At 66.3% G+C, this 20,466-nt stretch carries 16 protein-coding genes and 1 riboswitch; of the genes, 7 read left to right on the top strand and 9 right to left on the bottom strand.

Annotated elements, in window-relative coordinates:
• Nucleotide 1: 1 nt before the first annotated feature.
• Both metX and IEW02_RS14860 read right to left on the bottom strand, forming a co-directional pair.
• A complete protein-coding gene (gene metX, locus IEW02_RS14865) occupies nt 2–1,150 on the bottom strand; it encodes a homoserine O-acetyltransferase MetX (protein WP_229746048.1) in 1,149 nt (382 codons plus the stop codon).
• On the bottom strand, nt 1,147–2,496 hold the full coding sequence (locus IEW02_RS14860; RefSeq protein WP_188545626.1) for a bifunctional o-acetylhomoserine/o-acetylserine sulfhydrylase: 1,350 nt from the start codon (nt 2,494–2,496) through the stop codon (nt 1,147–1,149). Before IEW02_RS14860 ends, metX begins: the two co-directional genes overlap by 4 nt.
• A gap of 161 nt (nt 2,497–2,657) precedes the next feature.
• Nucleotides 2,658–2,776, bottom strand: a riboswitch (SAM riboswitch).
• A 115-nt stretch (nt 2,777–2,891) separates the two neighbouring features.
• On the opposite strand from IEW02_RS14860, the gene IEW02_RS14855 reads away from it, so the two are divergent.
• The gene (locus IEW02_RS14855) at nt 2,892–4,112 is read left to right on the top strand and encodes an MFS transporter (RefSeq protein ID WP_188545625.1); all 1,221 of its coding nucleotides are present in this window, start codon (nt 2,892–2,894) and stop codon (nt 4,110–4,112) included.
• Here the strand turns inward: IEW02_RS14855 and IEW02_RS14850 are convergent.
• Genes IEW02_RS14850 through IEW02_RS25130 form a run of 5 tightly spaced genes read right to left on the bottom strand, consistent with a single transcriptional unit; the run spans nt 4,082 to nt 12,798 of the window.
• Nucleotides 4,082–4,897, bottom strand: coding sequence for a hypothetical protein (locus tag IEW02_RS14850; RefSeq protein WP_188545624.1), 816 nt, complete (start codon nt 4,895–4,897; stop codon nt 4,082–4,084). The two genes, IEW02_RS14855 and IEW02_RS14850, sit on opposite strands and share 31 nt — an antisense overlap.
• On the bottom strand, nt 4,894–5,865 hold the full coding sequence (gene sbnA / locus IEW02_RS14845) for a 2,3-diaminopropionate biosynthesis protein SbnA (RefSeq protein ID WP_188545623.1): 972 nt from the start codon (nt 5,863–5,865) through the stop codon (nt 4,894–4,896). The genes IEW02_RS14850 and sbnA overlap by 4 nt, the downstream gene beginning before the upstream one ends.
• A gap of 35 nt (nt 5,866–5,900) precedes the next feature.
• Nucleotides 5,901–6,947 (bottom strand): 2,3-diaminopropionate biosynthesis protein SbnB, encoded by a 1,047-nt coding sequence (gene sbnB / locus IEW02_RS14840; RefSeq protein ID WP_188545622.1) that lies wholly within the window; start codon nt 6,945–6,947, stop codon nt 5,901–5,903.
• Nucleotides 6,944–7,873, bottom strand: coding sequence for a TauD/TfdA family dioxygenase (locus IEW02_RS14835; protein ID WP_188545621.1), 930 nt, complete (start codon nt 7,871–7,873; stop codon nt 6,944–6,946). The genes sbnB and IEW02_RS14835 overlap by 4 nt, the downstream gene beginning before the upstream one ends.
• Nucleotides 7,870–12,798, bottom strand: coding sequence for a Pls/PosA family non-ribosomal peptide synthetase (locus IEW02_RS25130; protein WP_229746047.1), 4,929 nt, complete (start codon nt 12,796–12,798; stop codon nt 7,870–7,872). Before IEW02_RS25130 ends, IEW02_RS14835 begins: the two co-directional genes overlap by 4 nt.
• Nucleotides 12,799–12,943: 145 nt before the next feature.
• Here IEW02_RS25130 and IEW02_RS14820 point away from each other — a divergent pair, with 145 nt between their 5' ends.
• From IEW02_RS14820 to IEW02_RS14795, 6 genes are read left to right on the top strand one after another with little or no spacing between them, the layout of a single operon-like run.
• A complete protein-coding gene (locus IEW02_RS14820; protein ID WP_188545620.1) occupies nt 12,944–13,417 on the top strand; it encodes an Lrp/AsnC family transcriptional regulator in 474 nt (157 codons plus the stop codon).
• Between the two features lie 28 nt (nt 13,418–13,445).
• Complete coding sequence (gene trpS / locus IEW02_RS14815) at nt 13,446–14,456, top strand: tryptophan--tRNA ligase (RefSeq protein ID WP_188545619.1); 1,011 nt, start codon at nt 13,446–13,448, stop codon at nt 14,454–14,456.
• 4 nt (nt 14,457–14,460) lie between these two features.
• A complete protein-coding gene (gene yhjD / locus IEW02_RS14810) occupies nt 14,461–15,483 on the top strand; it encodes an inner membrane protein YhjD (protein ID WP_188545618.1) in 1,023 nt (340 codons plus the stop codon).
• A 42-nt stretch (nt 15,484–15,525) separates the two neighbouring features.
• Nucleotides 15,526–16,749, top strand: a complete 1,224-nt coding sequence (locus IEW02_RS14805) for a glycosyltransferase family 4 protein (protein ID WP_188545617.1) — start codon at nt 15,526–15,528, stop codon at nt 16,747–16,749.
• A 28-nt stretch (nt 16,750–16,777) separates the two neighbouring features.
• Nucleotides 16,778–17,494 (top strand): class I SAM-dependent methyltransferase, encoded by a 717-nt coding sequence (locus IEW02_RS14800; protein ID WP_188545616.1) that lies wholly within the window; start codon nt 16,778–16,780, stop codon nt 17,492–17,494.
• A gap of 1 nt (nt 17,495) precedes the next feature.
• Nucleotides 17,496–18,503 (top strand): prenyltransferase, encoded by a 1,008-nt coding sequence (locus IEW02_RS14795; protein ID WP_188545615.1) that lies wholly within the window; start codon nt 17,496–17,498, stop codon nt 18,501–18,503.
• Here IEW02_RS14795 and IEW02_RS14790 read toward each other — a convergent pair.
• Together IEW02_RS14790 and IEW02_RS14785 are read right to left on the bottom strand one after the other, a co-directional pair.
• Nucleotides 18,500–19,117: a class I SAM-dependent methyltransferase gene (locus IEW02_RS14790; RefSeq protein ID WP_188546134.1), complete on the bottom strand. Its 618-nt coding sequence runs from the start codon at nt 19,115–19,117 to the stop codon at nt 18,500–18,502. The two genes, IEW02_RS14795 and IEW02_RS14790, sit on opposite strands and share 4 nt — an antisense overlap.
• A 49-nt stretch (nt 19,118–19,166) precedes the next feature.
• Complete coding sequence (locus IEW02_RS14785) at nt 19,167–20,447, bottom strand: D-alanyl-D-alanine carboxypeptidase family protein (RefSeq protein WP_188545614.1); 1,281 nt, start codon at nt 20,445–20,447, stop codon at nt 19,167–19,169.
• Nucleotides 20,448–20,466: the final 19 nt, after the last annotated feature.

Below are 20,466 nucleotides of genomic sequence, written 5' to 3'. Positions count from 1 at the left end.
TTCAGGACCGGGCCAGTTCGCCCCGCGCCAGGTCCATGGTCCGGCCGAGCATCGACGCCACGGGAACGGCTTCGGTCAGGAATCCGTCGTGACCGTCTCGGGACAGCACGACGTTCAGGCCCTCGCAGTTCGGGAGCGCGTCGGCGATGATCTGCTGCTGCCGAATCGGGTACAGGCGGTCGGAGTCGACCCCCCCGACCACCGTCGGAACCGTCGTCGCCCGCAGCGCTTCTTCGACGCCGCCGCGTCCGCGGCCCACGTCGTGCCGGTTCATCGCCTCGGAGAGCAATACGTAGGTGCCGGCGTCGAAACGGCCGACCAGCTTGGCTGCCTGATGTTCGAGATAGCTCTGCACCGCGTACCGGCCGCCGTCCAGGGCATTCTCGTACTGCTGTGACCGGTTGCCGAAGCGGGTTTCCAACTCCTGGTCGGTGCGATACGTCAGGTGCGCGATCCGCCGGGCGATGCCGAGTCCGGCCTCGGGCAACCGGCCCGTGCCGTGATAGTCGCCGTTCTGCCAGTTCGGATCGCTCGTGATGGCCGCGATCTGGGTGGTCTGCGTCCCGATCTGATCGGCCGACGCGCGTGCACCGACTGCGAGGACGAGTGCCGAGGCCACGCGGTCGGGATGGCCGACGATCCATTCGAGCGTGCGCATGCCGCCCATGGAACCACCGACGACGGACGCGAACTTCGCGATGCCCAGCGCGTCGGCGAGCTGTCGCTCGGCGGTCACCTGATCGCGAATGGAGATGGCGGGGAAGCGCGATCCCCACGGATTACCGTCCGGCGCAAGCGAACTGGGCCCCGTAGTACCACTGCACCCACCGAGTACGTTCGTCGCCAGGATGCACCACTCGTCGGTGTCGAGCGGAGCGCCAGTACCGACGGCAGCGTTCCACCAGCCGGGCGAGGGATGGTCCGGACCTGCCGGACCGTGTACGTGCGAATCGCCCGTCAGAGCGTGCTCGACCAGAACGACGTTGCTTCGATCGGGCGACACCTCGCCCCACCGCTGCACTGCGATCGACACATCGGGGATGGTCTCCCCGTTCTCGAGCTCGACCGTGCCGATGTCGACGAAGCCCAGACGCCCGTCCGGCGGCGGAAACGCCGCCGGACGAGCGACCGGAGTGGAACTGAGGGTCAAGACGCCGCCGCACCGACCGAGGCCGCGCTCGAGGCGGCGCGAAATCCGCCGTCGAGGTCGGCGAGGATGTCGTCGATGCCCTCGATACCGACGGCCAGCCGCACGAGACCGGGAGTGACACCGGACGCGAGCTGCTCCTCGGGACTCAGCTGCGAGTGGGTCGTGGACGCGGGGTGGATGACGAGAGAACGCACGTCTCCGATGTTAGCGACATGACTGTGCAGAGTGAGCGCATCGACGAACCGTTTGCCCGCGTCGACCCCTCCGGTCAGCTCGAACGCGACGATTGCGCCGGCACCCTTCGGGGCGAGTTGCCGACCGCGCTCGTACCACGGTGACGACGGAAGGCCGGCGTAGTTGACCGTCACCACGTCGTCGCGCCCGATGAGGTAGTTCGCGACCTTGACCGCGTTCTCCACGTGCCGTTCCAGACGCAGGCTGAGCGTCTCGATTCCCTGACTGATGAGGAAGGCGTTGAACGGCGACACGGCGGCGCCGAGGTCGCGCAGCAACTGCACCCGAGCCTTGAGCGCGAAGGCGGGTGCTCCGAGCTCGGCGAACACCACGCCGTGGTAACTCGGATCGGGGGTTGTGAATTGCGGGTGGCGCCCCTGCGTCCAGTCGAACGTGCCGCCGTCGACGATCACGCCGGCCACTGCGGTTCCGTGCCCGCCGAGGTACTTCGTGGCCGAATGCACCACGATGTCCGCGCCGTGCTTCAACGGCTGGATCAGGTAGGGGGTGGCCACGGTGTTGTCGACGATGAGCGGCACGCCCACGCTGTGCGCGACGTCTGCGACGCCCGGGATGTCGAAGATGTCGTTCTTCGGATTCGAGATGGTCTCGCCGTAGAACGCCTTGGTGTTCGGTTGGACCGCGGCCCGCCAGTGCTCGAGGTCGTCGGGGTCCTCGACGAAGGACACCGTGATGCCGAGCTTGGGCAGCGTGTAGTGGAACAGGTTGTACGTTCCGCCGTACAGGCGCGGGCTCGAGACGATGTGATCGCCCGCCTGTGCGAGGTTGAGGATGGCGAGGGTTTCCGCGGCCTGGCCGGAGGCGAGGAGCAGCGCCGCGACTCCGCCTTCGAGGGCAGCGATGCGCTGCTCGACGGCGTCTTGCGTCGGGTTCATGATGCGGGTGTAGATGTTGCCCGGCTCGGCGAGTCCGAAGAGCGCAGCGGCGTGATCGGTGTTGTCGAACGTGTATGACGTGGTCTGGTAGATCGGCAGCGCACGGGCGTGCGTCGCGGCGTCGGGAGTTTGCCCGGCGTGGATCTGCTTGGTTTCGAAGCTCCAGTTCGCGGTGGGGTCTTCGAGTGCAGCGTCGTCGGGGAAGGTGTCGGTCATTGTCGAATGTCCTTCGAGGTCGCTTCGACACCGTGGCCTCGGGGGCGACGGTGTCGGGAAGAGAAGAATGTGGTGTCGGGGCCTATCGGGGACAGCTACACATGGAATGAACCTCCGATGGGCGCTCGGGAAGAGCACCCGGTCAGTGGGCCCGGCGTCCGGACCCGCGCTTGTTCTCGATCGGGTCGATCGAGTAACCCGGTCAATCACCCGGGGCACCCCACCGCGGTTGGAGGGTTGCCGGCCAGCAAGCCGGGGCTCGATGCTGGCACTCATGACCTTGGCGGCGATATTAGCCGAGGCGTGCCGTGAGTGGAATCACGGCGCCACGATTCGTGAATGGGCGGCCATGGGTAAGACAATGGTTGCTCTGCCTACTGAATCGAGAAAGTGTCATGACCCAGGTTGTCGAGCGCGACGTTGTCGCCTCCACGGACGTCACGTCCCGGAGTAGGCGAGGCGCGATGCTCGCGCTTGCTCTCGGCGGCTTCGGAATCGGCACCACGGAATTCGTCTCGATGGGCCTTCTTCCCGAGATGGCCGCAAGCGTCGGGGTGACCGAACCGGTCGCCGGCCACTTCATTTCCGCCTACGCACTCGGTGTCGTCGTCGGTGCGCCCACCATCGCGGCCCTCGCGGCCCGGGTCGAGCGCAAGACGTTGCTGATCGGGCTGATGGTCGCCTTCACGATCGGCAACCTCGCCACCGTTCTGGCCCCGTCCTACGGAACGCTCGTCGCGGCGCGGTTCGTCGCCGGCCTTCCGCACGGTGCGTTCTTCGGTGTCGCGGCGTTGGTCGCAGCGCACCTCGCCGAACCGGGGAACAGGGCCAAAGCCGTTGCGATGGTGATGATGGGGCTCTCGGTGGCCAACGTCGTCGGCGTACCTGCGGCGTCCTTCATCGGACAAAGCTTCGGCTGGCGTTCGGCCTTCGCCGTGGTCGTGGGGATCGGCCTCGTGACCGTTGCGGCGCTGTGGAAGCTGGTCCCGCGTCTGGACGGACTGCACCTGAGCAACCCCGTCAAGGAACTCGGTGCGCTGCGCCGTGTGCAGGTGTGGATGACGCTCCTGTTCGGCATGGTCGGATTCGGCGGCATGTTCGCCGTCTACACCTACATCAGCTCGACGTTGACCGACGTGTCCGGCCTGCCGCGCAGCGCGGTCCCGGTGGCCTTGATGATCTACGGGCTCGGCATGGTCGTCGGCAACGTCCTCGGCGGTCGCATCGCCGACAGGGCTCTGATGCCGGGACTGTTCGTCTGCATGATCGCGCTCGTCTCCGTTCTCGTGGGCTTCGTCTTCGCTGCCCACAACCCGGTCACCGCGTTGCTCTTCGTGTTCCTCATCGGTGTCTCGTGCTCGGCCATGATCCCCGGGCTGCAGACACGGTTGATGGATGTCGCGGGCGACGCACAGACGCTGGCGGCAACGCTGAACCACGCTGCGCTGAACCTGGCGAACGCCGGCGGCGCCTGGATCGGCGGCCTCGTCATCGCTGCCGGCTACGGATACACCGCGCCCGCGGCGGCCGGTGCCGTTCTCGGTGTGCTCGGACTGGTCGTCCTCACCGTCGCCGTGATCCTGGCTCAGCGGGAGAAGTCCTCGTCCCAGCTGTGAGACGGGTCGGCGGGGATGCGGCCGGTCCAGACGACCACCGCACGTAGGGGCGAGCCGATCGCCTCGAGCTGATCTCGGACTCGAACGATCTGAGGCCATCGTGCGCTCGCCGTCTCGATCACCAGAATCGACACGCCTGTCGTGGTCAGCAGGACCTCGATGTCGCCCAAGCCGAGCGCCGGAGCTCTCAGGCTGCGCAGAAGTGGCTCACCCACTCGCGGGTCCGGGGTGATCGGGCTGCCCGGTGTGACATCGTGACGCCGCCGAGGGTCACCGATGATCGTCATCGCGGTGTGCAGATCGACGGTGATGTCGCACGCGCTCTGGCGGGACAGCTGGACCACCGTGACGGTGGGTTCTCGGCGTACATCGGCAGCCACCTTCAGAAGCGCCAACGCCACGGTGGGTTCGGCCGCGCGCATCTCGACAGCCGTGACCCCGAGACGACGCGTGATTCGCGTAGCCGGGTCGGACTCGGTGAGCTTGTGCTGTGACGCTCGAACGCCCGACACGAGCACCACGGACACGAGCGCAGTCGCGGCAAAGGCACCGATCGCGAACGCCGGGCCGACGAGGAGGTACACGCCGAGTGCGACGGCGGCCGAGACTGCCGCGATCGGTACCCGGCGGATCCACGCCGCCGCACCGCACGTCCGTGCGGCGTCCGCGACAGGTGACACCCGCCGCGGGAGGGGGGTCGGAGCACTCTGTTCGGCGGCCACTTCCTTCGGTGCGACAACGTCTTTCGGTATCGGCACCAGGGTGCCGATGCCGGGCCAGGTCATACCGGCACCCCGACGGCGGCATGCACTTCCTGGTCCAGGATCGCCGAGGCCCAGTCGCTCCGGTAGATCGTGTCCACGTACCGCTCGCCGAGGTCGGGGGAGATGGCGACGCACTTCAAATCGTGCGAGTCGTGCTCGTCGAGCCAGCGCACCGCGCCGCTGACCACCGTTCCGGTGGACCCACCGAACAGGAAACCCCGACGAGCGAGGAGATGACACATCCGCACGGTGTCCGGTTCACCGACCATCACGACGTCGTCGATCACCGATTCGTCGACCATGTCGGGGCGGATACTGGTGCCGAGTCCGGGGATCATCCGGACCCCTGCAGGGCCTCCGAAGGTCACCGATCCGACGCTGTCGACCGCGACGATGCGCACGTTCTCGTTCCACCCCGCGAACCACCTCGCGCACCCCATGAGGGTGCCGGTGGTGCCCGCGCCGATGAACACGACGTCGACATCGGGAAACGCACGGGCGATGGACGGCGCGGTGAGAGTGAAGTGGGACAGCCAGTTGTTCTCGTTCGCGTACTGGTCGAGCCAGACGTACCGGCTGTCCGATGCGCACAGTGCCCGCACGCGGTCGATCCGTGCGCCGAGGAACCCGGTGACGGGGTTGGGTTCGGTGATCACCTGAACCGTCGCGCCCAGTGCCGTCATGGCACGTTCGGTTGCCCGGTTGCACCGGTGGTCGGTGACGCAGACGAACCGGTAACCCTTGCTCGCCGCGATGACGCTGATCGCCACCCCGAGGTTGCCGGACGAGGATTCGACCAGGGTGGATCCCGGTGTCAAACGCCCTTCTCGCTCGGCGGCTTCGACCATCGCCAGGGCTGGTTTCAACTTGACCGAGCCGGCGAAGTTGAAGCCTTCGCACTTGAGGTAGAGGGACGAGTCGACCATGGCGGAGAGGTCGACGTAAAGGTCGTTCTCGATGTACTCGTAGGGAGAGGTGATGACGGTCATGACAGGTTCCCGATCTCGTGAAAGTTGGTGCGGCCTCAGCCGAATCGACGGCGTTCGTGGAAGAAGTCCTCGACGACGTTCAGGTCGCCGGTCCGAGCCAGCGCATCGTGGACGAACGCGCCGACGGCGAGATCGAGTACGCCCAGTCCGAAGGGAGAGAACACGATCGGGCGGCCGACCGGAACGGACACGGACCCCGACAACACGTCGGGCAGGGTCGCGTGGACGAAATCTCGGTGACCGACCATCTGCTCGGCGAGATGCGGTGACGTGTCGGCCTTGAGGCAATGATCGACGTCGTCCACGACGTTGGTCGACGCCAGCACGATCTCGGGCGACAGGTCGCGCAACGACACGTGCAGAACCAGCGGGTTGTGGCCGAACCACGCCGGATCGTGCACGTGCGGAGCGGCGGCGATCGTGGCGAACACGACGATGTCGCTGGCGGCGATGAGATCGCGCGCGCTGGTGTGTTCGGTGACCGTTCCGGTTTCGCCGGCACCGTCGAGGTACCCGTGGAATGCGGCCGCGCCCTCCGGCGCCACGTCGTAGAGGCCCACCGAATCGAAGTCCCACCCGGTTGCCGCCAGGAAGCGGTGAATGTATCGGGCGATCAATCCTGTTCCGACGAAACCGATTCGGTTGGGCCGCTGCACGCGCCCTCGGGTGAGCACGTCCGCGGCGAGCGCGGCCGACGCAGCGGTGCGGGTGGCACTGATGATGGAGCTCTCGAGGCAGGCGAAGGGATAACCGGTCTCGACGTCGTTGAGTATCAGCACCGCCGAGGCGCGGGGAATCCCGGCGGCGACGTTGTCGGGGAAACTGGAGATCCATTTGATTCCGTCCACCCGGCGACGCCCGCCGACGATGGACGCCGGCAGCGCGATGATGCGCGACCGGGGCCGGTCGGGGAAACGAAGAAAATACGAGGGCGGATTGACCGTCGCACCCTCGCCGTGCGCGCGGTAGGTGTCGCCGATCAGGTCGACGACCTCCTGCTCGCGGCCGGTCAGGACAGCGCTGACCTGGGCGCCCGAGATCACCGAGAACGTGCCGATGCCGTCGCCTTCCACGGTGGTCACGACCGGTCGCCGATTCCGCTGTGGCGCAGGGGTGCACCCATGCCGACGACGACGTCGCGGTCGCCGGTGTACGCCTCGCGTGAGTGCGCCGTCCGTACGTTGTCGACCACCACCAGGTCTCCGGCGCTGAGCGGTACTCGTTCGGTGTGCTCGTCGTACACACCGGCAATGGTGTCGATGACATCCTCCTCGATGGGGTCGCCGTTGCCGTACCGCGTCGAGAACGGCAGCGAATCGAGCCCGTGGGCGTCGGCGACGAACTCACGTACGTCGGCGTCCATGGTCCATTCGCTCAGGAAGGCAACCTGATTGAACCAACAGAGCATCCCGTCGGCGGGATGCCGGACGACTGCGGAGCGGTGCTGGCTGGTATGCAGGACGGCGCCGGTCCACCGTGCGTCGATTGCGTTGGCGCGGCAGTACCGGTCGACGTCGGCACGGTCGCTCGTGCCGAACGCCTCGGCCACCGAGGCTCCGATCTCACCGGTGAAGGCGCGGCGCAGGATCCACCCCTGCTGACCGAACCGCTCGACCAGCCGTCGCGGAAGAGCTCGTAGTACCCGGGCGGAATCGGCGAGCCCCAGTGCACCGCCAGACTCCGGCGGCGTACGGCACGAGAACAGCAGCAGTGTGGGCACGTCGAGCGAGTAGCTGGACTCGTGATGCATGCACATCGCTTGTCCGGCAGGCCAGGTCGTGGACGAGTACACACCGTCCGCGTAGCGGCGTCGGTGTGCGAACGGCTCCCGGTCGGTGGTCGGAGCGGCGCCCAGGACCGACAGCGCCTCGGTGACCTGATCCGCCCCCGGCGCAGCGAGGCCTCGAATCACGATGCTGCCGCGTTCGGCCAGCGCGTCACGAACGTCGTTGCGATGCTTGGTGATCCACTCGGTCACGCCAACGCGATCGGCGGCGAGCACGGTCACGTCGCCGCACCGTTCGTAGAGGCCGGTGCGGACACCAGTGCGGACAGATCGGCGAGCGTGGCGCACTCCTTGATGTCGGCGAGGGTGATGCCGTCCCCGAGCGCGATGGCCAGTTTGACTGCGGACAAGGACGTTCCCCCTCTGTCGAAGAAGCTGTCGGTGGGTTCGAAACGGCTCGCGTCGCCACCGAGAATCCGTGCCCAGACCTCGGCGATGCGACGCTGCGACGGAGAGTGCTCGACACCGCTCGCAGCCTCGGTCCGGCGGTCTGCTCCGAGAAGCTCCGTAGCCCGAACGGTCAGCACTTTTCGGTCGATCTTGCTGTTGGCCGTGAGCGGCAGGGTGTCGCAGGGATGGAGCGCTGCCGGCACCATGTAGTGCGGCAGGGTATCCGACAGCCGGCTTCGAACATAGTCCGGCGCAATCGGTTCCGTCGCCGTGTAGAACGCGACCAGGTGCGCGCCACCGTCGGGGGACTCGGCGACCACGACGGCGCCGTCCCGGATTCCGGGGACGTGGAGCAGAGCGTTGTCGATCTCGCCGATCTCGATCCGGTAGCCCCTGATCTTGACCTGAGTGTCACGACGACCGAGAAAGTCGAGTTTGCCCTCGGGCAACCAGCGACCGAGATCGCCACTGCGATAGAGTCTCTCGCCGGGTCGATGTGGATCGTCCAGGAAGGCCAGTGCCGAGCGTTCCGGATCGTTGACGTACCCACGGCCGACACAGACCCCCGAGAATACGATCTCACCATGCGAGCCGAGGGGGACCGGGGCCAGCGCGTCGTCGACGAGATAGATACGCACGTTTCGGATGGGCCGGCCCAACGGGACCCGGTCGCGTTCGGGAACGTCGTGCATCACTTCGTGATTGGTGTCGTCGGACGTCTCGGTGAGTCCGTAGGCGTTCACCATGGTGATGCCCGTCGTGACGGAGAAGAACCGTCGCGTCAGGTCCTTCTTCACGGCCTCACCCGTCACCGAGACGCATCGAAGGTGCGGCAGCGCCCGAGGTGCCGATTCGAGGTAGGTCAGCACGACGTCGAGGTACGACGGAACCACCTGTAGAACGGCAACTTCCGCGCTCCCGAGGGTGTCGACGAAGCGCTCGACATCGAGGATGACGTCCTGCGGGATCAGAACCGTTCGGCCACCGACCATCAGTCCGGCCAGCAGTTGCCACAGCGAGATGTCGAAGCACTGGGGCGCCGTCTGGGCCACCACCGCTCCGTCTGCGATGTCGAGGTCGTCGATTTTGGCGAGAATGTGATTGACCATGCCGGCGTGCTCGCACATCGCGCCTTTCGGCAGTCCCGTCGACCCGGAGGTGAAGTAGATGTAGGCAGGTCCATCGGCGGAGACCGCCACGTCGGGCCGCAACGCCGCCCACTGCTCGAGCTCGGACTCGGACGGAGGCAGGGTCGCGGCGTCGATGCACACGGTCGCCGCGCCGACGCGTACCACCGCTTCTCGTACGGTGCTCGAACCGCGTCCCTCGACGGCAACGACCCTGCACTCCGCTCGTTCCAGGGTGGACGCGATGCGATCGGTCGGGAAGTGCGGCTCGACGGGGAGGTACACGGCGCCGACCTTGAATACCGCGAGCACCGTCGCCAGCCAGCCGAGCGTTCGTTCGGTGGCCACCGCGACGACGTCGCCCGATTCGACATCGAAGGCGCGCAACCCGGCTGCGATGCGATTGGCCGCGGCGTCGAGCCGGCGATAGGTCCACGATTCCTCGCCCGAGGTCGCCGCCACGGCGTCGGGGCTCAGATCCACTCTCTCTTCGATGAGCTGGTGAACTCGTTTGTCCGGCAGTGCTTTCGACTCGCCTGCCATGCCGCCGAGCTGCAGCTCGAGCTCGGCGGGCGAGAGGAGGGTCGACGCAGCGAGGTCGGTGTCCGGATCGGTCGACATCAGCGTGAGCGCGGTGTGGTGGTACCCGGCGATGCGCGCTGCCGCGCTCGCGTTCAACGCCTCGGTGCGGAACCGCAGCCGGAGTGTGTTACCGGAGTGCCCCAGGACGAGAACGGCCCCGCCGGGAACGGTGGGCATCGTGTCGTCTCCGTCGAACGCCGCATCCGTGACGGGACCTGCGTCGACCGTGTGCTTCGAAAACCTCTCCGCGCGTTCGCGGGTGAGGTCGACACGGTGGATCAGTTCTCGCCACGTGGCGTCGGCGGTGTCGACGGCGAACGGGACCGTCTCGCCCACGGATTCGACGTGATACGCAGTCGAGACGTACGACTGGCGCGTGATCGCCGCCAGCACAGCGCAGTGCGCCGCGAGCAGCACCGTTCGCTCGGCGGTTCTCGTGGACAGCGCGACGTCGGAGAGAGCGCGCGGCAGTTCGACCGACGTGGAGTCGACCCCGACGGGGGCGGACGGCAGCGACCATCGAGGAACGGCGGTCACGCCGCCGCGGTCGATCACCCCCCGCCAGAAGCGCTCGGTGGCGTCGCGTCCGTCGGCGACCTGCATCGCGGGATTGCCCGCCCACACCGTGCCGGGAGGCACCTGCTCGCCCTTCATGAGAAAGCTGTCCGGTGACAGACGCGCGTCCGTTCCGATCGTGGTTCCGTAGTGGACGAAGGCAGCGAGGCCGAGGGTGCTTCGATCGTCGATCGTCACACGATCGGACTTGAACGTGCCGTCCTCCTGCGAATGACACTGAATCACGCTGTGCCCGTTGAGCGTGACGTCGTCGCCGAGCGTGACCAGCGTGCGTTCGGTGATGGAGCACCCATCGTCGAACACTCGTCGGCCCATCGTCACGCCCAGCATTCTCGACACGAGGTTCTTCCACGGCGTGCCGCCGAGCGTGCGGTCCCAGTCGGGCACGACGAACTTCCAGTACCGCTCGTGGCGCCAGAAGTCGGGGTGATAGATCGAGCAGAACTGGGGTCGAAGGCGCCGGAATCGTGCCCCGGCGCGCTCGAGAACGACGAACCACAGCGTCGTGAAGATCAGGAACCCGAGTGCCTGTCCCGCGAAGGCCAACGCACCGAATCTGGGAATCTGCAGAGCGGTGACGGTGGTGAGCACCGTGACTCCGAAGAAATAGGCCCACCGCGCCAACACCGCCAGTGCCATGCTGCGCCGATTGTGTCTGTTCTTCGAGACGAGTCGGCGATGCAGCTCCACCCCGCGAGTCCAGTGGTCGAAGCGGTGATCGCGTTCGACGGTGCGCGGGATCTCGAAACTCGGTGAACCGAGCAGCCCGACGCCGGACCGGACCGCACCGTCCACCGGAACCATGACTTTGGTTGCCAGCAAACAGTTTTCGCCAATTCGACCGTTGGGGGGATAGACGATTCGGTTTCCGATGAAGCTGTCGGCCGGAATCCGAACCGGCGATACACGGAACGACACCGCGTTGTATTCGGCGTTCATGATGGACAGGCCGTCGGCGACCATCGTGCCGCTGCCCACGGTGGTCGCGAACGGATTCTCGTGCTTGACCGCCGTGCCGAAGTTGGACCCGGTCTGGGCAACTCGGCGCATGCGATATCCGACCCACCGCAGGTAGCCGAGGACGTACGAGCTGTCACCGAACAGGTAGAGGTAGTACTTGACCGACGTCAACCGGGCAATGGTCCGCGCCGCCGTGTAGTGGAACCCGTAGAGCGGGTAGATCTTGCCTACCTCGACCGCCGGGGAGAGCAGTCTCGGCACGACGGCCACCACCACGAGGCCGCCGAAGAAGACTCCGAAGAACCACACGGCGGAGATCTCGAGCGCCTCGACGTAGAACGCCGCGGAGGTGAGTGAGATGTCGTCGAAGGCAAGGGCTTCGACGGTGGGGAACATGGAGAGCAAGACGTCCGCTCCGCCCACGAACAGCGGAAGGTACACGGCCAGAAGGAAGAACAATTGGGCGACCGAGTAGCGGATGCGGCGAAGGCGTCGATTCGCATGTGGTCCGTCGAGCCGGATGTCCATCGTCGATCTCTCGGCCGGTGAGCCGGCCCAGGTCTCCCCGGACGGAACGTGTTGGCCGCCGTGCAAACTCGACTGGTGTCCCAGCGAACTGCCCTCGCCCATCGAGGATCCGATGTCGACGACGGTGGATTCACTGACGAGGACGTCTCGGCCGAGGGTCACCGGCCCGATTTCCACGCGGCCGCTTCGAGCGCGGTAGCCCAGGACGATCGCATCCTTGCGAACGACGGTGTCGTCTCCGATCGTCAGCAGATCGGTGGCGATGGGAACGTTCCGCGAGAGAATCACGACACCTGTGCCGATGCGTGCACCGAGGGCGCGCAGATAGAAGGTGTAGAGCGGCGAGCCGACCGCGAGAAGAACCAGCGGGTTGGTTCTGATCAGAGTGCGCACCGTCCAGAACCTCAGATAACCGAGACTCCAGATGCGAATGCTGCCCTCGCGCCAGCGGCCGATCAGCAACCACTTCGCCGCGATCGGCGCGGCCGACATCGCCGCGAAGGCGACGGCTCCCGCCAGGACGGACCGCGTGTAGTACCCGAGTGGCCCGGACGCGCCGGTGACCCAGTCGTATCCGAGCGACGCGACCCAGCCGACGACCACGACGTACGCCACGAAGATCGTCAGTTGCGCTGCGGCGCAGAACAAGTACTCGGCCGTGCCGGCTCGGCCGGGATCCGGCTCCACTTCCGCGGCAGCTCGAACGTTCGCGGGAACTCGGTCGGCCCGGTCCGGCGGCGATCCGAGCGCGTCCGGACGCGTCCGCGCCGCCAGGGCGGTGGCGGTGAGCGTGTCGTAGACGTCGCGCATCGAGACGTCCGGCAGCTCGGCACGGTCGCGCACACGTGCGCAGAATCGGGCCATGATCAACGAGTCTGCGCCGAGATCGTGGAACCAGTGGGCGTCGATCGGCACCGTCGGCACGTCGAGGATCTCGGCGAGAACGTCGGCGTATCCGCGTGCGGTGTCGGCGGAAAGAGTCATAACGCTTGTCGGCTGCCCATGAAGCCGACACAATCCCCCATATGGAACACAGACCGAGCGTAACGGTCGGTTTGTCGGTTGTCCTGCTGTTCGTCCGTTTTGTTGTGCGATTCCTCGAGCTGTCCCCGACTGGCACACTTCGACCATGCCGGAACTCGACGCGACCGACGCTCGCCTCCTCCTCGAACTGTCCGAGAAACCGAGGGCCTCGGGGGTGGAGTTGGCGCACTCCCTCGGATTGGCCCGCAACACCGTGCAGTCGCGACTCGCCAAGTGGGACACCGGTGGTCGACTGGGTTCGATCGACCGGCGCGTGAACCCGAGTGCGCTGGGCTACCCACTGCTGGCGTTCGTGACCATTCGCGTCGATCAGCATCGTCTGTCCGCCGTGACGACCGCCCTGGCCGCGATCCCCGAGGTCGTCGAGGTGTTCGGGCTCTCCGGGGCGTCCGACCTTCTGGTGCGGATCGTCGCGGTCGACGCGGACGATCTGTATCGCATCGCGGGGCTGATTCTCGACATCTCGGGTGTCGAGCGGACCAACATGGCCATCGCGATGCGCGAGCTGGTGACCTACCGACTGACGCCGGTGCTGGAACGAGCCGCGGGGACGGCCTGAGCCCGGGTGCATGGAATGATCGGTAACCATGTCGAGCGCTCGTGTTCTGTCCGGTATTCAGCCCACCGCTGATTCCTTCCATCTGGGGAATCTCCTGGGTGCGCTCCGCCAGTGGGTGGCGTTGCAGGACGATTTCGACGCCTTCTACTTCGTTCCCGATCTGCACGCCATCACGCTCCCTCAGGAGCCGAAGCAGTTGCGCGCGCGCACGCGCATCGCCGCTGCGCAGATTCTGGCGCTCGGTGTGGACCCGTCCCGCTCCACTCTGTTCGTGCAGAGCCAGGTTCCCGAGCACGCCCAGCTCGCGTGGGTCCTCGACTGCATCACTGGTTTCGGTGAGGCGAGCCGCATGACGCAGTTCAAGGACAAGTCGTCCAAGAACGGGTCCGAGCAGTCCAGCGTCGGCCTGTTCGCGTACCCGATGTTGATGGCCGCCGACATCCTTCTCTACCGCCCGGCGCTGGTGCCGGTCGGCGAGGATCAGCGTCAGCATCTCGAACTGACGCGAGATCTCGCTCAGCGCTTCAACTCTCGGTTCGGTAAGACGTTCGTGGTGCCCGAGGGACACATCGTCAAGGAGACCGCCAAGATCTACGACCTGCAGGACCCGACGTCGAAGATGAGCAAATCGGCATCGACCCCGGCCGGACTGATCAACATCCTGGACGAGCCGAAGGTCTCGGCCAAGAAGATCAGGTCGGCCGTGACCGACAACGAGCGGGAGATTCGATTCGATCCGGTGGAGAAGGCCGGCGTCAGCAACCTGCTCGTCATCCAGTCGGCACTGTCGAACACCCCCGTGCAGACGTTGGTGGAGAACTACGAGGGGAAGGGATACGGCGATCTCAAATCCGACACGGCGGACGTCCTCACCGAGTTCGTGGTGCCGCTCAAGGCGAAGGTCGACGAGTTCCTCGCGGACCCGGCCGAGCTGGACCGCATTCTCGCCGACGGCGCCGAGCGGGCGCGGTCCATCGCGTCGGCGACACTCGCTCAGGTCTACGACCGCGTGGGCTTCCTCGCACCGTCGGCGGGGTGACTAGATGCCCGACTTCGCCGCCATCCTCGACCGACGCCGCAAGGCTTGGCCCTGGCTCGACCACGCGGTTCGAGCGGGTTCGGTGTACACCCAGCAGAAAGGCGACTACTACGCCGCCGGCATCACGTACTTCAGCATTCTGGCGTTGGTGCCGCTGCTGATGGTCGCCTTCGCGATCGTGGGTTTCGTGCTCAGCTCACGGCCGGACCTCCTCGACCAGTTGCAGACCGCGATCGCCGACAACGTCCCGGGTAGCTTCGGCACCACCATCAGCGACCTCGTGGAAACGGCCATCGAGTCGCGTACCAGCGTGGGCGTGATCGGCCTCGTGGGCGCCCTGTACGCCGGGCTGGGGTGGATGGCCAACCTGCGCGAAGCGCTCACTGCGATGTGGGAGAGCCAGCACGAGCGCTCGAACTTTCTGGTGACCAAGCTGAAGGACCTCGGCGCCCTGATCGGGCTCGGGCTCGCGTTGGCCGTGTCGCTGTCACTGTCCGCTCTGGGTAGCAGTGGCATCACCGACCGCATCCTCGAGTTGCTGAACGTCGACAACATCGTGGGCGTCGGCATCTTCGTCCGGGTTGTGTCGATCCTGGTGTCCATCGTCGCCACCTGGGCGGTGTTCATCTGGGTAATCGCCAGGCTGCCGCGTGAACCGGTCACGGCGAGGAGCGCAGTGCGCGCCGCGTTGATCGCCGCGGTGGCCTTCGAGGTACTCAAGCAGGTCGGCGCCATCTACCTCGCGTCGGTCACCAGTGGCCCCGCCGGCGTGGCGTTCGGACCCATCATCGGTCTGCTGGTCTTCGTCTTCATCACGTCACGGCTCCTGCTTTTCTGCACCACCTGGGCCGCGACGTCGCACGAGAACCTGGCGCTCGCGCACACCCCACCGCCCGACTCGGCCATCATCGCCCCGCGCGTGGAGGTCCGCGAAGGACTGTCCGGGGCCGGTGTCGCCGCGGTCGTCGGAGCCGGTCTGCTTGCGGCGGTTGGTCTGAGCGGTCTGCGAGACCGACTGCGGCGCTGAGAACATCACACATTCACGTTCGACCGGGAGAAAGTCACGCATGTGCGCATCGCTCTACTGTCCTACCGCAGCAAACCGCACTGCGGTGGCCAAGGTGTCTACGTCTCACGTCTGAGCAAGGCACTGGTCGACGACGGCCATCACGTCGAGGTGTTCTCTGGACAGCCGTACCCGGACCTTGATCCGCGCGTGATTCTGACGAAGGTTCCCAGTCTCGATCTCTACCGTGAGCCCGATCCCTTCCGGACCCCGAGGCCCGGTGAGATCCGGAACTGGATCGACGTTCTCGAGGTGCTGACGATGTGGACGGCGGGATTCCCCGAACCGCTGACCTTCAGCCTCCGCGCGGCGCGGTTGCTGCGAACTCGACTGCAGGACTTCGACATCGTGCACGACAATCAGTCGCTCGGATACGGATTGCTGTTCCTGCGTCGGCGTGGGCTGCCTCTGGTCGCCACGATCCATCACCCCATCACTCGTGACCGCAGCGTGGACTTGGCCGCGGCGCCGTGGTTCCGCAAAGTCACGGTTCTGCGGTGGTACGGGTTTCTCACCATGCAGAAGCGTGTCGCGAAACGCATTCCCCGTGTGTTGACGGTGTCGTCGTCGTCGGCAACCGACACAGTGGACGCGTTCGACGTCGATCGCAGCGTTATCGACGTTGTGCCGTTGGGTGTCGACACTCAGACGTTCCGACCGCCTACCGGGCCGCGCGTCGCGGGACGCATCGTCGCGATCGCCTCGGCCGACGTTGCGCTCAAAGGCGTCCGGCACCTGCTCGAAGCCGTGGCCAAGGTGCGAACGGAACGGACCGTCGAACTGCAGTTGGTATCGAAGTTCGACCCGCAAGGACCGACCGGACGCCTCATCGACCAACTCGGCATCGGCGACATCGTGCACACGCCCACCGATCTCGACGACGACGAACTGGCGGCGCTTCTCGGATCCGCCGAGATTGCCTGCGTTCCCTCCTTGTACGAAGGCTTTTCGTTGCCGACGATCGAGGCGATGGCCTGCGGGACCCCGCTGGTGGTCAGCCGTACGGGGGCAATTCCGGAGGTGGTGGGTGACGACGGAGCGTGCGCCGACCTGGTGCCGCCGGGAGACAGCGACGCGCTGGCGGTGGCCCTGACCCGAGCGCTGGGCGACGACGACCGACGTGCCCGAATGGGGGAGCGAGGCCGTGCCCGCGTTGTCGAGAACTTCAGCTGGCCCGCGGTCGCATCCGCAACCGTCGACTGCTATCGCAAGGTGAGTGAGCAATAAGGTGAGTGAACAATAAGGTGAGTGAACAATGCTGACAATGAATTTCGACCGTCTCGGGTTTCGGGCGGGGCAGACGGTCGTCGACATCGGCGCCGGAGCTGGGCGCCATTCGTTCGAACTCGCGCGTCGCGGCGTCGACGTTGTCGCCTTCGATCAGAACAAGGAAGAGCTGGATACGGTCGCGGACATGTTCACCGCCATGCGCGAGGCGGGCGAGATACCGGTCGGCACCGACGCCGAGGTCGTATCGGGAGACGCACTGGCCCTTCCCTTTCCGGACCGACACTTCGACGGAGTGATCGTGTCCGAAATGCTCGAGCACATCCCGTCCGACGCCGATGCGATCTCCGAGATCGCTCGCGTGGTCAAGCCCGGAGGCACCGTTGCGGTGAGCGTCCCCCGCTGGTTACCGGAGCGGGTGTGCTGGGCGCTGTCGGATCAGTACCACGCGAACGAGGGTGGGCACGTGCGGATCTACCGTGCCAACGAACTGGCCGCGTCGCTCACGGCTGCCGGTCTGGTCGAGACTCACCGTCACCACGCGCACGCCCTCCACGCCCCGTACTGGTGGATCAAGTGCGCGGTCGGGGTGAACGAGGAGAACAACGTCCTCGTCCGCAAGTACCACTCGTTCCTGGTGTGGGACATGATGAAAGCGCCGAAAGTCTCGCGCACCCTCGAGCGGGTTCTCAACCCGGTGATCGGCAAGAGTGTCGTCATCTACCTCAGAAAGCCGACCGAATAGCATGCGCCGTGTGGACGTACCGGAGGTCGCCGGTGTTCTGAGCACCGACGACGCAATCCGTAGCGCCGAATCCATTGCTGCGGTGCAGGAACGGTCCGGCGCCATCCCGTGGTCACCCACCGGTCACACCGATCCGTGGGATCACGTGGAGTCCGCTATGGCGTTGTCCGTCGTCGGCCTGCGGGAGGAAGCGACCCGCGCGTACGAATGGATGCGTAGAGAGCAACGTGCCGACGGGTCATGGCCGATGCAGTACCGCGGAGACGTCGTCGAGGACGCGGGATCGGACACGAACTTCTGCGCGTACGTGGCAGTCGGTGTCTGGCACCATTTTTCGATCACCCGCGACGAGGACTTTCTCGCACGGATGTGGCCGACCGTGGCGGCGGCGATCGACTTCGTGCTCGACTTCCAGAGTGACCGTGGTGAGATCGCATGGGCGGCCGGACCGAATGGACGCGCGGAAGCTGCTCTGCTGACCGGCAATTCGAGCATTTTTCACAGCCTGAGGTGCGCGGTCGCCATGGCGGAACACCTGTCCGACCCGCGGCCCGAGTGGGAGATCGCGGCGGACCGGCTCGGGGCAGTCCTCCGTCATCACGAGCACGCGTTCGTCACCAAACCCGCGCATTCGATGGATTGGTACTACCCGATCCTCGCCGGGGCGCTGCGGGGCAGCGCCGCAGTCGAGAGAATCGATCAGCGGTGGGACGATTTCGTCGTCGACGGCCTCGGCATCAAGTGTGTCGACCACCAACCCTGGGTCACCGGGGCGGAGACATGCGAGTTGGTGATGGCCCTCGATGCGGTCGGGCGACGCGATCACGCCGTGGAGCAGTTCGCCAACATGCAGCATCTCCGCGATCCGGACGGTGCGTACTGGACCGGTCTGGTGTACTCGGACGGCAAACGGTGGCCGGTCGAGCGCACCACGTGGACTACCGCGGCGGTCATTCTTGCGGCCGACGTCCTCTGCGGGGCCACACCCGGCAGCGAGATCTTCCGCTAGGTGCGGATCAGGACCCGAAGTGACCCGACCACGGTTTTCTCCGCGAAATCGCCGCTGTCGAGAGCTCGCCGATAGATCCGGTACGGCGCCTGACCACCGTCGTTCGGGTCGGGGAACACATCGTGAATCAGCAGCGCGCCACCGGGTTTCACCCACGGAGACCACCCCTCGAAATCGGTGGACGCCGCCTCGTCGGTGTGACCGCCGTCGATGAACAACACGTCGATGGGCGTGTTCCACAACGACGAGACTGCACCGGATCGCCCGACGATCGCGATGACGGTGTCGTCGAGTTCCGCTTCGGAGATCGTCCGTCTGAATCGGCCGAGGGTGTCGAACTTCCCGTCCGAGGGGTCCACGAGGGTCGTGTCGTGATACTCCCACCCCACCTGATGTTCTTCCGAGCCACGGTGATGATCGACCGTGACGACACGGCCACCGGTGATCTCGGCTGCGCTGCCGAGGAACACGGTGGATTTGCCGCAGTAGCTTCCGATTTCGACGGCAACACCGTCACCGAGGTGAGCGACGGTGGCGTCGAACAACCCGAGCCCCTCGTCGGTGGGCATGAAACCCGTGGCGTGCTCGGCGATGCGGAGACGATGCTCGGGCATGGTGATGGGATTCGGCACAGAACGATCCTGTCAGGGCAATTCTGCGGGCCTAGCGCCGGGACAACTTACGTGCCCACGTGAGCAAGCCGCCGACCGCGATCAGGGCCACGATGCCGACGCCCACCCGCACCGCGAGATCCCCGTCGGCGGAGTCCGAACCCGAAGCCAGAGGTCGGTTCGGCACCGCGGTCGAGGTCGGCGACGACGGGGTTGCCGTCTTGGTCACCGCCCTGTCGGAAACCGAGTTCGCGTCGACCAGCGTCCCGACCGACGTGCCGGCGGGGAGCGCGAAGCCGTAGTCCAGCAGTCGTGCAACCTGTTCCCAGGGCCGGATCGGAAGCACGTCCGCGTCCATCACACTGACCGCCAGCCGGCGCCCGTTCTTCTGCGCCCCACCGACGAAGGTCTGGCGGGCGTCGTCGGTGTATCCGTTCTTGCCACCCAGTGCGCCGTCGTAGTTGTACAGAAGCTGGTTGTCGCTGGCGAGCGTGAACCCGGGGTGGTCCTTGTCGTCCGGAACTGCCGGGTCCTTGGGATAGCCGGGGAACGGAACCGACTCCGTTGAAATCAGCTGGGCGAACGTCGGATCCGCGATCGCAGCTCGGAAGATGAGCGCCAGGTCGTACGCCGAGCAGGACATACCGGGGCCGTCCAGTCCCGACGGGGTGACGACACGGGTGTCCAGGGCGCCGAGCGCGGCTGCTTCGTCGTTCATCTTCTGCACGGCGACGTCCACACCGCCGAGTTGCACGGCAATGGCGTGCGCCGCGTCGTTGCCGGACGCCATCACCAACCCCTGCATCAGCTGACGGATCGTGTAGACCCCACCCTTGCCGATGCCGACGGCACTTCCTTCCGCCTGCGCGTCCTCGGCAGTGCCGGTGACGGATGCGTTCAGATCGAGTTCTTTCAGGGCGACCAGCGCCAACAGTGTCTTGATGGTGCTCGCCGGACGGTAGCGGCCGTGCGGGTCCTTCGCCGCGATCACGTCGCCGGTGTCGAGGTCGGACAGAACCCACGCCGTGGCGGAGATGTCTGCCGGAAGCGGAGGGGTGCCCGTGGCCGTGACGACGCCGCACGCGTCGAGTTCGGGACCTCCCACCGCGTCGGCGGGAACCGGCGCCGGAGACGGGACCGTTCGACCCGGTTCGGGAACTTCGGACGAGTCGATGGCCGGCGGCGGGCTGGTGCGATTCGGGCAGTTGTCCGTGTTGGGCGTCGTGAATGGTGTTGACGTGACCGACGTTTCGGGAGGTTGGGCCGCGGCAGGTGCCGCGAGGCCGAGCAGGATCGCGGACGTGGCGAGCGCGGCGGCGATCGAGTGTCTCATCGTGGAAGAAGGGTAAGCG

Source organism: Rhodococcoides trifolii (genome assembly GCF_014635345.1).
Taxonomy (GTDB): Bacteria; Actinomycetota; Actinomycetes; order Mycobacteriales; family Mycobacteriaceae; genus Rhodococcoides; species Rhodococcoides trifolii.
This window is presented reverse-complemented; position numbering and strand designations above follow the sequence as displayed.

Coding starts and splice junctions, on each gene's coding strand:
- IEW02_RS14855 (WP_188545625.1), top strand. CDS start 2,892: ATGACCCAGGTTGTCGAGCGCGACGTTGTCGCCTCCACGGACGTCACG.
- IEW02_RS14790 (WP_188546134.1), bottom strand. CDS start 19,117: ATGCCCGAGCATCGTCTCCGCATCGCCGAGCACGCCACGGGTTTCATG.
- IEW02_RS25130 (WP_229746047.1), bottom strand. CDS start 12,798: ATGACTCTTTCCGCCGACACCGCACGCGGATACGCCGACGTTCTCGCC.
- IEW02_RS14795 (WP_188545615.1), top strand. CDS start 17,496: ATGCGCCGTGTGGACGTACCGGAGGTCGCCGGTGTTCTGAGCACCGAC.
- IEW02_RS14785 (WP_188545614.1), bottom strand. CDS start 20,447: ATGAGACACTCGATCGCCGCCGCGCTCGCCACGTCCGCGATCCTGCTC.
- sbnA (WP_188545623.1), bottom strand. CDS start 5,865: ATGACCGTCATCACCTCTCCCTACGAGTACATCGAGAACGACCTTTAC.
- trpS (WP_188545619.1), top strand. CDS start 13,446: ATGTCGAGCGCTCGTGTTCTGTCCGGTATTCAGCCCACCGCTGATTCC.
- IEW02_RS14860 (WP_188545626.1), bottom strand. CDS start 2,496: ATGACCGACACCTTCCCCGACGACGCTGCACTCGAAGACCCCACCGCG.
- yhjD (WP_188545618.1), top strand. CDS start 14,461: ATGCCCGACTTCGCCGCCATCCTCGACCGACGCCGCAAGGCTTGGCCC.
- IEW02_RS14820 (WP_188545620.1), top strand. CDS start 12,944: ATGCCGGAACTCGACGCGACCGACGCTCGCCTCCTCCTCGAACTGTCC.
- IEW02_RS14850 (WP_188545624.1), bottom strand. CDS start 4,897: ATGACCTGGCCCGGCATCGGCACCCTGGTGCCGATACCGAAAGACGTT.
- IEW02_RS14800 (WP_188545616.1), top strand. CDS start 16,778: ATGCTGACAATGAATTTCGACCGTCTCGGGTTTCGGGCGGGGCAGACG.